A 9,825-nucleotide genomic window follows, 5' to 3' on the forward strand; every position below is an offset into this window, starting at 1 on the left:
AAAGGGGTTAAACATGTGAGTATCAAACGTTCAGCGGTCCATACGCTTGCGTTACTGGCCGCTGTCATATTTGGAGTCGTCCTATTGCTGGGAGCCATCCGTAAAGATATAGGTTTCGTACAGATGGCTGCCCTGCTTGCGGTGTTGGCGATCGGTCTGTTTGCGCTGACGCTTGCAACCGCATTTACAACAAAAGAACGGCTCTTTATGGCTGTAATCTATATTTTGATCGCCTGCACTTTTTTAAATAATGCATTTTTCGCGATACATCTTGGGTTTTTCAGTTTGTTCCTTTACAGGCTTCTGCTCATTGCAGCGGGGTGCCTCCATGTGATCGGGATGGTTCGGAATCGAACACATATTGAAAGATGGAACGGACTGCAAGTGAAAGGGATATTGCTCTTTTTCGCCTTTTGGTTTATATACGGCCTTGTTTCTCTGCTATGGGCTAAGTCGGTGACAGCCGGCATCAAATATTTGGCCTTATTGGCAATGGGAATTTTCTTCATTTACCTCATTGTCATGTATGTGCAAAAAATGGAGCGGCTGATGATTGTTTATGCCATTTGGCTGGTGATGACAGTATTCCTGATGATCATTGGTTTTTACAATCATATCACCCATCATCATCTCCCGAGTTCCACGCTGTACAGCGGACCGGAATATAAGCAGCATTATCCGACCTCGGTATTTTTTAATCAAAATGACTTTGCGACCTTTTTATCAATCAGCTTCTTTTTTTACATCACTTTGATGAAAAACATAAAGAATGGATACATCAAGGCGATTGGCTTTGTGCTTTCGCTCTGTACGTTGTATTTAATTTTTGCCACTGGTTCAAGAGCCAGCCTTCTGGGGATTTTTGCAGGCATTGCTGTCTATATCTTCATTGTTTTGCCGCCTGTTCTAAAGAAAATGGCCATATGGCTGTCAGCGGCGGGAATTGCCATTTTTGCAGTTCTTTTCGCCAGCCGAATTTATTCAAAGTTTTGGGAGCTGTTTCTGGCACCACAGACACTGCATTCATTTCATGACAGGCTTCCATCAAATGTGGCCCGGGCCAATCTGCTGAAAAACGCATGGCACTTTTTCCTTGATTCATACGGATTCGGAGTCGGAGCAGGGAATGTATCCTACTATCTTGAGCACAATGCTTTATATGATACTGACAATGTGGCAGAGGTGCACAACTGGCTCGTTGAAATCCTTACTAACTTTGGCTTGTTCATCATGCTGGGATATCTGGCCGTTTATGCCTACCTCATATGGGTGCTTTATAAATTTTATGAAAGAAAATTAGAAAATCAGTCAAAACTGATCACAGAAGGGCTTATTACTGCTCTGGTCAGTTTTCTGGTATCTAGTATCAGCCCAAGCTCTGTTTCAAATTTATTTTTCCATTGGGTATTTCTGGCACTCGTCATCGCCGCCGTCAATGTGTTAAGGCGATCCAGACAGATGCCTGAACCGATGTACAGATAAACAGACTACAAAAAGCAGGGAGACTTATATGAACGATATATTGATAAGAATAGCCCGTCGCATTAAAAAAAATATCATTTGGATAATAGCAGTGCCCATTATATTAGGTGCGGCGGGGTATATCCTGCCGTCACAGATCGCTGATCAAAAGAGCTATACAGCTGAGGACACTTTAGCTGTGGGGAGATATGACCATCCGGTTTATAACAGCATAGAGGAGATTCCCCTTTTGCTCAAGAGCGACTCTTTTTTGAAGGAGGCGCTTCCTGGCGAAAAGGATGAAGATTTGGCAGAGATCAAAGAGAAGCTTACCATCAAAATGGAATCCAAATCTTTGCTGACATTGAGTTATAGCGACAAGGATAAGGATAAAACGGAATCCGTCTTAAATGCCATTTCCTCTGCTTTTCTCAAAAACGATCAAAAACTGTATGCAGAAAGAGAAGCCGTCATCCGCCGCAGCATAGATGCGCTCGAAGGCGAGTCGGTGAGCGAGGATTCCAAAGTGGATAAAGAGAGATTTTTGTATGAGCTGAAAAACACGCAGCTTAATTTGAAAGCGGCCAGTGTCACGGATTCTGAAACCGTAGGTGAGACAGCAGGCGGCGGAATGTCTCCGAAAAAGAAAGCGGTTCTCGGCGTTATGATTGGCCTCACGATTGCCTTTATGTTCGTTGTCATTCCTGAATTTTTCAGGGAATCCTTTTAAAATCATACGATGGAGATGTGATCATGACCAATTGGAAACCTCTCGTATCTGTCATTACGCCTTCCTTTAATGCGCGTGACTATATTGAAGACACGATTCATTCAGTGTTAGATCAGAGCCACTCTCATTGGGAAATGATTATCGTGGATGATTGCTCAACGGATGGCACACGCGACATTTTACAGCAGTATGAAAAGATAGATGAAAGAATTCATGTGGTGTATCTGGACGAGAACAGCGGAGCTGCAGTTGCTCGCAATAAAGCATTGGAGCGCGCTCAAGGACGTTACGTAGCATTTCTGGATAGTGATGACAAATGGAAAGAAGACAAACTGGAAAAGCAGCTTGAGTTTATGATGGAACGTTCCTGTGCGTTTTCTTTCACAGGCTACAGCTTAATGGCGCAGGACGGGACCCCGCTCGATAAATTTATTCATGCTCCGGAAAGCCTGACGTACGATGACGCTCTGAAAAATACGATTATCGGCTGCTTGACGGTGATGATTGACAGGGAGCAAACGGGACAGATCCAAATGCCAAATATCAGAACGAGACAGGACTTGGCCACATGGCTGTCTCTTTTGAAAAAGGGATTTACCGCATATGGTATGAATGAATGCCTGGCTGAATATCGGCTTGTAAATAACTCGATATCCAGCAACAAATGGAAGGCTGCGAAAAAAACGTGGTTTGTCTATAGGGAGATCGAACGTCTACATTTAATGAAAGCAACATGGTGTTTTGTTCAATATGCAAAAAATGCGGTGAAAAAGAGATTATAGCCGCAAACAGAGAGAAAAGGTGATGAAGGTGGAAACAAAAGAAGCAATCATTCATGTCATCGTTGCCACTGCCGAATGGGGAAAAGACCAATTGAGATACAGAAGGCATCGACTGGCGGAATTTTTAGCTGCTCAGGAGGAAACGAAGGAAGTCATTTGGGTGTGTCCGGCTCCGCGCCCCCAAGGAAATGAATTTCAGCAAGTTCATTCAGGCATCAGGCAATTCGCTATCAAAGACTTGCTGCAGAAAAAAATGTTTCGTTTCGGACGATACACAGATGTGTTTTACAGACATAAGCTCTCACCATTACTTGATGAACTGACCTCTGCTTCTGCAAACGGTGAACGCTGCTGTTTATGGTATACGTTCCCCGGGTTCCCGCTGCTGTCATCGCTGTATCCCTGGGATCATGTCATTTATGATTGCAGTGATTTATGGGCGGCGCCGATCAGCGGCCGTTCAAATCTGCTGTCTGAATTCCGGCGAAAAGTCATTAAATCGGCGGAGCTGAGAATTATATATCGTGCAGATTCCATTACCTGTTCATCGGATTATCTTCACAAAGAAGTAGATAAAAAACTGACTGAAGGGCGAGAAAAGGTGCATACTGTCGAAAACGGTGTTGAATATGAGCTGTTTTCTGCAAATCAACCGGCTCCTGATCGCAGCATATTGCAGGGTAGAGAAGGAACAGTATTAGGCTTTATCGGCGGGATTAAACCTAAGCTCGATTTTAAAATGATTGAAGAGGCTGCGCTCCAAAAGCCTGAGTGGACATTTTTATGGGTTGGCCCGGATGCCACCAATGGCGACGTTTCGTTTCAAGAGCTTCTGAGACTTCCCAATGTTATATGGACCGGCCCGGCAGACCCAAAAGAAGTTCCGCATTATATGGAGCTTATTGACATTGGCATCATGCCATATAAAAAATCATCGTATAATCAAGCTGTGTTTCCGCTGAAACTATTTGAATTTTTAGCGGCTGGAAAGCCTGTTGTCGGTTCTAATCTTCCGTCAACTTCAAAAATGAAAAAGCCGTATGTATACGAATATGTAGAAGGCGATCATCCGCTTGATTTTATAGCTGCGTGCGAAAAAGTAATCGGCCAAAACGGAGATGAAACGTATAAAGAAATACGCAGAAACATCGCCCGCGCACAGGATTGGAATTGCTTATTTAAACAAATTATGAAATATACAGGGATTCAAAAACATGCGTAGTCCTATAATTTGGGATGCGCGTTTTTTGATTAAACGTGTTTCTTTTTGATGAAGCTTGTTATAATAACTAAGGAGAAGGTATAATGGAAGGAACGGTTCTCTATATAAATAAAGACTTCATTTAATTCCAAAGGAGACTTCTTTATGCTTGACGAACGCATGATTCGCATTGTTGTTGCGTTTATTGTCTCGCTGCTTACAGTTTTAATCATAACCCCAATCGTAAAAAGGATTGCGATTAAAATAGGTGCAGTTGATCAGCCCAGCAATCGAAAAGTACATGACAAAATTATGCCCCGGATGGGCGGGCTGGCCATATTTATCGGGGTGGTTGCAGGTGTGCTTGCATCCGGTATTTACACAGAAACAAGAATGACGGCTATTACAGTCGGAGCATTCATCATTATTGTGTTAGGTATTCTTGACGATAAATATCAATTAAGTGCAAAAGTTAAGTTTTTGATTCAATTAGGTGTAGCCATTATGATTGTAAGCACTGGCTTAAAAATGGACTTTTTCTCAGTGCCTTTTTTAGCAGAACGATTTGAGTTAGGATGGCTGGCTTATCCGCTGACTGTATTATGGATTGTTGGCATTACAAACGCGATTAATCTGATTGACGGATTGGATGGCCTTGCCGCCGGTCTCTCTGTTATTGGCTTGTCAACAATCGCCGTTATGGCGCTATCCGGCGGAAAAGTACTGATTCTGTCGCTCTCATTGGTTGTGATCGCCAGCACACTTGGATTTTTGTTTTACAACTTTCACCCGGCAAAAATCTTTATGGGTGATACAGGATCACTTTTTTTAGGGTATAGTATTTCGATTCTTTCATTATTAGGTCTGTATAAAAGCGTAACATTGTTCAGTATCGTTATACCGGTTATTATTTTAGGCGTGCCAATTTTTGATACAACATTTGCTATCATCAGGAGAATATTAAACAAACAGCCGATATCGGCACCCGACAAGTCGCATATCCACCATAGATTGATGGCATTTGGCCTTTCACATCGGATGTCGGTTATTGTTATTTACCTGATAGGGTTTATATTCAGTATCTGTGCAATTGTACTTAAAAGTGCCACAATTTGGTTCTCTTTGTTTATTATCTTCATTTTAATTATTTTTATGCAGATCATAGCGGAAGTGACAGGACTTGTGAATGAAAAATTTAAGCCGTTTACGAAATTTTATAAACGGCTGGTGAAAAGAAATTAAAAACAAACGAAAAAGGATTTCTAAGTTGATGATAATACTTTCAACTTAGAAATCCTTTTTTTAATATTATTTATAGCTTAATTGCTTTAGCATAACGAATCCCTTGATTATATTTATCGTGTGCTTCATTATTATACAATTTAGTTGGCAAATACAAAATTAAATTTTTACTTTTATTTTCAAGGGCAAAGTCATTAACCTGATAAACCAATTTAATTTTAGTTGACTGGTGGGGCTTCATTTTTTTTAAATTGTTCATATCAAAATTGCCTTCATTGGTTTGGCTTGTATAATTGTTTATACCGAGCATTGTTTCTATAAACAATGCTCCATCAGTTGTTACATGATCATTTTTATTTTTAATTTCTGCTTCAATTGTTATTGGTGTTATATTGTTGTTTTTTGCGTCTCCTATTTTAGAAGATAAAATCTTTATATTTATATTTTCACATTTTATCACTTCCTTTTTATGGAAATACTCAATTGAAAATTCAGTAGGAACATTTTTGTTTATTATGTAGACACGATAAACAAAAAATAATATAAAAAGAGTTATTAGTAATAGTATATATTTTTTCTTTTTAAACATTTAAAATTCTCCCTTGAATTTTATGTCTTATGATTTTAGTATTATATGATTGATAATTTTTCCTTTCTCAACCGTGAAAATTTCATCTGAAAGAAATTTTAAGCTTTCCGATTCATGGCTAGCAAGAAGAATTAATTTGTTCTTCTCTTTTAAATCTATTAATAAATCTTTTACAAGAGATATTCCATCTTTATCAAGAGCATTGGTAGGTTCATCTAAAATAATAAGTTCTGGATCTTCCATAATTGCCTGGGCAATTCCAAGTCTTTGCTTCATACCTAATGAATAGTTTTTAAATTTTCTTTTATCATCAGGGTTTAAACCGACGGATTCTATTGTGTTTTTTATTTGATCCTTAGTGATTTTTCCTTTTATATCCGCTATCATTTTAAGATTTTTAAACCCTGTATAGTTAGGTAAAAATCCTGGATATTCTATTATAGCTCCAACACTTTCTGGAAAAGAAATTTTTTCCCCAAGTTTTTTCCCGTTAATTTCTATAAATCCGCTTGATGGTTTAATAAGACCACATATAGCCTTAAATAGCATTGTTTTTCCCGATCCATTTTTCCCTGTGAATCCATAAATTTTTCCTCGATCTAATTGTAAACTGATATCGTCAATTAGGACTTGCTTTCTTATTCTTTTTGTAAGGTGATCTACTTTTAAATATGTACTTTTTGACATGTTAATCCTCTGCTTTCATTTAAATTAAGTCCCTTTTTAATAAAGAAATGTAAATAGCAATAAATAAAAAAATGCTTAACAAGACGTTATAGCATATTGAATATTGAAGCGTTAGATGATGACTTGGTTCAAAAATAGTATGTTTAAGAATCATTGAATGTATTGCTGGGAGCAATGGATGATTTATAAATATTGAAAGACATATGACGATAGCAACTATTAGAAAACTATAGTTAGAATTTAAATTAAGGGATAAAAATACATGAATTAAAGTCAGTGATATAGATGTTAAAACATATAGCGTGAAAATTGTAATTAAAAGTTCTCCTTCAGAAACCTGTACATATCTTAAGTCATTTATAATATTGACAGCCCGCATGTTCCAATGTAAAGAGTCTAAGTTATATATCAAACCTACTATATATGTAACAAGAAACAAAATTAGATAGGTACTGATTATATTTAAAATAATAAACAATGTTTTAGAAATCCAATATAGATGGATTTTTTGAACTCTTAATAAAAGGTAAAGATTTAATTTGCTATCATAGTACAATGCATCACCACATATAAATATCACGAAAACATTTATAATAATCCAAATTGTTGGGACACTGCTTAATTCATATTTATCTATAAAGCCTACATCCTTAAAGTTTAGATAAAAAAGTTCAATTATACTTATAGACGCATCTTCAAACTGATTAGAGTTTATTATTGACATATAACATATTAATATACTAAGTAATAAATACTTCCACTTGTTTCTGTGAAAATTGTTACGTATATCTCTTATTAGTAATTCGGATACAATATTTATATCATTTAGCATTTTTCCTCCTAATTTTGATAGTCCTTTCTCGAATATAACTCTCGGCCAATTAAATACACAGCAAATAGTAAGATGATGAAATACATATTATTAATTAATACACTTCTTAAATTCAACCAGTTATTGACATCGATGATAGATTTATTTATAAATAAAGAAGGATTTAAATACATAGCATCAATGTAACTGTATATGCATATACATAAGAGAGTCAAGCTGCTATTTTTTATAATGGTTTTAATGATGCCCGTAATTAATGCTACGATTGATAAGCACAAAAACTTAGTGGAAAATATAATTATTAAAATATTAAATGTTGAAAGCTTATCTAAGTAGTGTTCTGGATTCGGTATCTTGTTTTCGTTTAAAAGTACAGTAATTTGTCCGTTGTTTCCTATCCATTTATTATCAAAACCAAAAATTAATCCACCAATTATATATCCTCCAAAGACTAAAGTGAATGTCAATAGAAAGATATAAACCAATGAAATTATTACATGTTTATTCCACACCGATTTTCTAGATGGTAATTTAATTATTTTATTATATGTTTCTTCTTGTTTCATAATTAATAGTACTGTCAAACAAATAATTGGGATAAGTATAAAAATCATCACATTTTTATTAGTAAGACCCATGATACCGTTTAAGTCAGATAGGAAATCAAATATCGAAAGCTGATCAAGGTCAATATTATTTTTTATTTGGTAGTACATGAGTAAAGCAGCGAGATATACAGTTAAGAATATTGAATATTTAGTTTGGTTGCATACATAAATGAAGAGTCTAAATGTTCTCACTCTTTTTACCTCCAACACAAAAGACAACAAATAGTATGATTATTGTTATAACTGTAATGACGTAGATTCCATATGTAAAGGGGACATCTAAAAACAAAAATTTAAGCGGAGAGTAACTTTGAAAGTGTAATGTGTCTAAAATAATGTCTAAAATTGTGTAAATAAAAAAAGGTATTCCAATAACTATATAACGATTTTCGACAAAAAGACTGCAGGTCAAAGCAACTGAAGCAAAAATGCCTCCAAACATAAAACAGTTTCCAATTCTTAAAATTATATATATTAAAGGATGGTTTATATATAAATCAGGCAAAAAACTAATAATAGGAATATTACCAAAGTATAGGTTTGGTTTAATAGCTGGTAGTAAGGAGAAATAAACTACTAAGTTTAATACAAGCGGAACAATCGATGCCATCCCACCAACTAAAAAGTTAACGAAAAACTTTGTTATTAAATATTTGTTTTTGTTTTGCCTTAGTAGAATATTCTTTAAAAATCCACTTTTCTTTTCTTCTATATAAGAATCTGCATATGGTACTGATGCTAGCAATGGAAAAACAGTGATAATGATTGAAAGGTATATTTCTGGGTTAAATAAAAACCACCAGTTATATACGCCAAGAGGATAATCCCAATAATCAGATGGTTTTAAGTGAATAACATTATTTTCTATCACATCTAAGATAGCAATAATTGAACCTAAAACTAAAATAAATAAAGTTGTACTTTTAGTGAAACCTCTAGTTGTTATGCTTTTAAACATTGCAAATCTCCTTTACATAAAGGATAAGATATGAAAGAAACTTTCATATCTTATCATCTGAGATTAATAACCTTTTAGATAGAATCAGGACTCCAAACTCCAGAAGCCCCCCAACTATTAACTGTTCCATAACCTGTTGCTTTAATTTTTACTTTAATGGTTTTTTTATAATCCTCATGAGCATAGTTTTTTAAGTATTGGGTTTTAGGGTATAATCTGAAATTGTTTCCAAATACGTTTCTATACCGTTTTGAGAAACTTTTTCCGGAGCTGGTAACAAGTTCTGCATAATAATGAACAGAACCTGTCATGTTAATGCTTTTAACGCTCATATAAGCGCTTGTATTATCACGTTTTTCTCTTGAACCAGTATATTCATATTTTCCACTTGTACTGTTGGTGAAATGAAAAGAAAAATTAGTATCTTTGGTATTTCCTTTAGCACTTGCATTGCTTACGGCAAACCCTGTCAATACAAGACTTACAATAGTTATAGCTCCAATAAGTTTTTTTAATTTAGTCTTCAATATGATTCTCCTTATTCACAATTTAAAATTAAAGGACCAACTTAAACTTTTTAGATGGAATCAGGGCTCCATACACCACGGGAGTGCCAATTATAACTAGCGGCTCCTCTATAACCTCTTGCTTTAATTTTTACATTAACAGGAGAACCGTGACTATCCTCCATAGCATAATTCTTGATATAATGTTTAGCTAATTTAGGGTTTTCAG

10 protein-coding genes are annotated in these 9,825 nt (G+C 35.8%); 5 read left to right on the forward strand and 5 right to left on the reverse strand.

All coding sequences use genetic code 11. The features are described 5' to 3' along the window. Positions 1–15 precede the first annotated feature (15 nt). The 5 genes from tuaE to AC0DBE_RS19085 all read left to right on the forward strand — a co-directional run bounded on the left by tuaE (position 16) and on the right by AC0DBE_RS19085 (position 5,416). Positions 16–1,482, forward strand: coding sequence for a teichuronic acid biosynthesis protein TuaE (gene tuaE, locus AC0DBE_RS19065; RefSeq protein WP_472963351.1), 1,467 nt, complete (start codon positions 16–18; stop codon positions 1,480–1,482). A gap of 28 nt (positions 1,483–1,510) precedes the next feature. Next, on the forward strand, positions 1,511–2,191 hold the full coding sequence (gene tuaF, locus AC0DBE_RS19070) for a teichuronic acid biosynthesis protein TuaF (RefSeq protein WP_014115369.1): 681 nt from the start codon (positions 1,511–1,513) through the stop codon (positions 2,189–2,191). Between the two features lie 23 nt (positions 2,192–2,214). Beyond that, entirely contained in the window at positions 2,215–2,973 is a 759-nt protein-coding gene (tuaG, locus tag AC0DBE_RS19075; protein WP_014115368.1) for a teichuronic acid biosynthesis protein TuaG, read from the forward strand. Between the two features lie 28 nt (positions 2,974–3,001). After that, positions 3,002–4,195, forward strand: a complete 1,194-nt coding sequence (tuaH, locus tag AC0DBE_RS19080; RefSeq protein ID WP_472963367.1) for a teichuronic acid biosynthesis protein TuaH — start codon at positions 3,002–3,004, stop codon at positions 4,193–4,195. A 144-nt stretch (positions 4,196–4,339) separates the two neighbouring features. After that, positions 4,340–5,416, forward strand: coding sequence for an MraY family glycosyltransferase (locus tag AC0DBE_RS19085; RefSeq protein WP_014115366.1), 1,077 nt, complete (start codon positions 4,340–4,342; stop codon positions 5,414–5,416). Between the two features lie 70 nt (positions 5,417–5,486). Here AC0DBE_RS19085 and AC0DBE_RS19090 read toward each other — a convergent pair whose 3' ends face one another. The 5 genes from AC0DBE_RS19090 to AC0DBE_RS19110 all read right to left on the reverse strand — a co-directional run bounded on the left by AC0DBE_RS19090 (position 5,487) and on the right by AC0DBE_RS19110 (position 9,617). Next, positions 5,487–6,005, reverse strand: a complete 519-nt coding sequence (locus AC0DBE_RS19090) for a hypothetical protein (protein ID WP_014115365.1) — start codon at positions 6,003–6,005, stop codon at positions 5,487–5,489. Positions 6,006–6,032: 27 nt separating this feature from the next. Next, on the reverse strand, positions 6,033–6,692 hold the full coding sequence (locus AC0DBE_RS19095; RefSeq protein ID WP_014115364.1) for an ATP-binding cassette domain-containing protein: 660 nt from the start codon (positions 6,690–6,692) through the stop codon (positions 6,033–6,035). A gap of 840 nt (positions 6,693–7,532) precedes the next feature. Further along, positions 7,533–8,324 carry a hypothetical protein gene (locus AC0DBE_RS19100; protein WP_014115362.1) on the reverse strand — a complete coding sequence of 264 codons (792 nt, stop codon included), beginning with the start codon at positions 8,322–8,324 and terminating at the stop codon, positions 7,533–7,535. Then, positions 8,311–9,090: a membrane-spanning protein gene (locus tag AC0DBE_RS19105; RefSeq protein WP_472963356.1), complete on the reverse strand. Its 780-nt coding sequence runs from the start codon at positions 9,088–9,090 to the stop codon at positions 8,311–8,313. Before AC0DBE_RS19105 ends, AC0DBE_RS19100 begins: the two co-directional genes overlap by 14 nt. Before the next feature lie 74 nt (positions 9,091–9,164). Continuing rightward, positions 9,165–9,617, reverse strand: a complete 453-nt coding sequence (locus tag AC0DBE_RS19110) for a hypothetical protein (RefSeq protein ID WP_014115360.1) — start codon at positions 9,615–9,617, stop codon at positions 9,165–9,167. Positions 9,618–9,825: the final 208 nt, after the last annotated feature.

The organism is Bacillus sp. VA15, assembly GCF_055721145.1.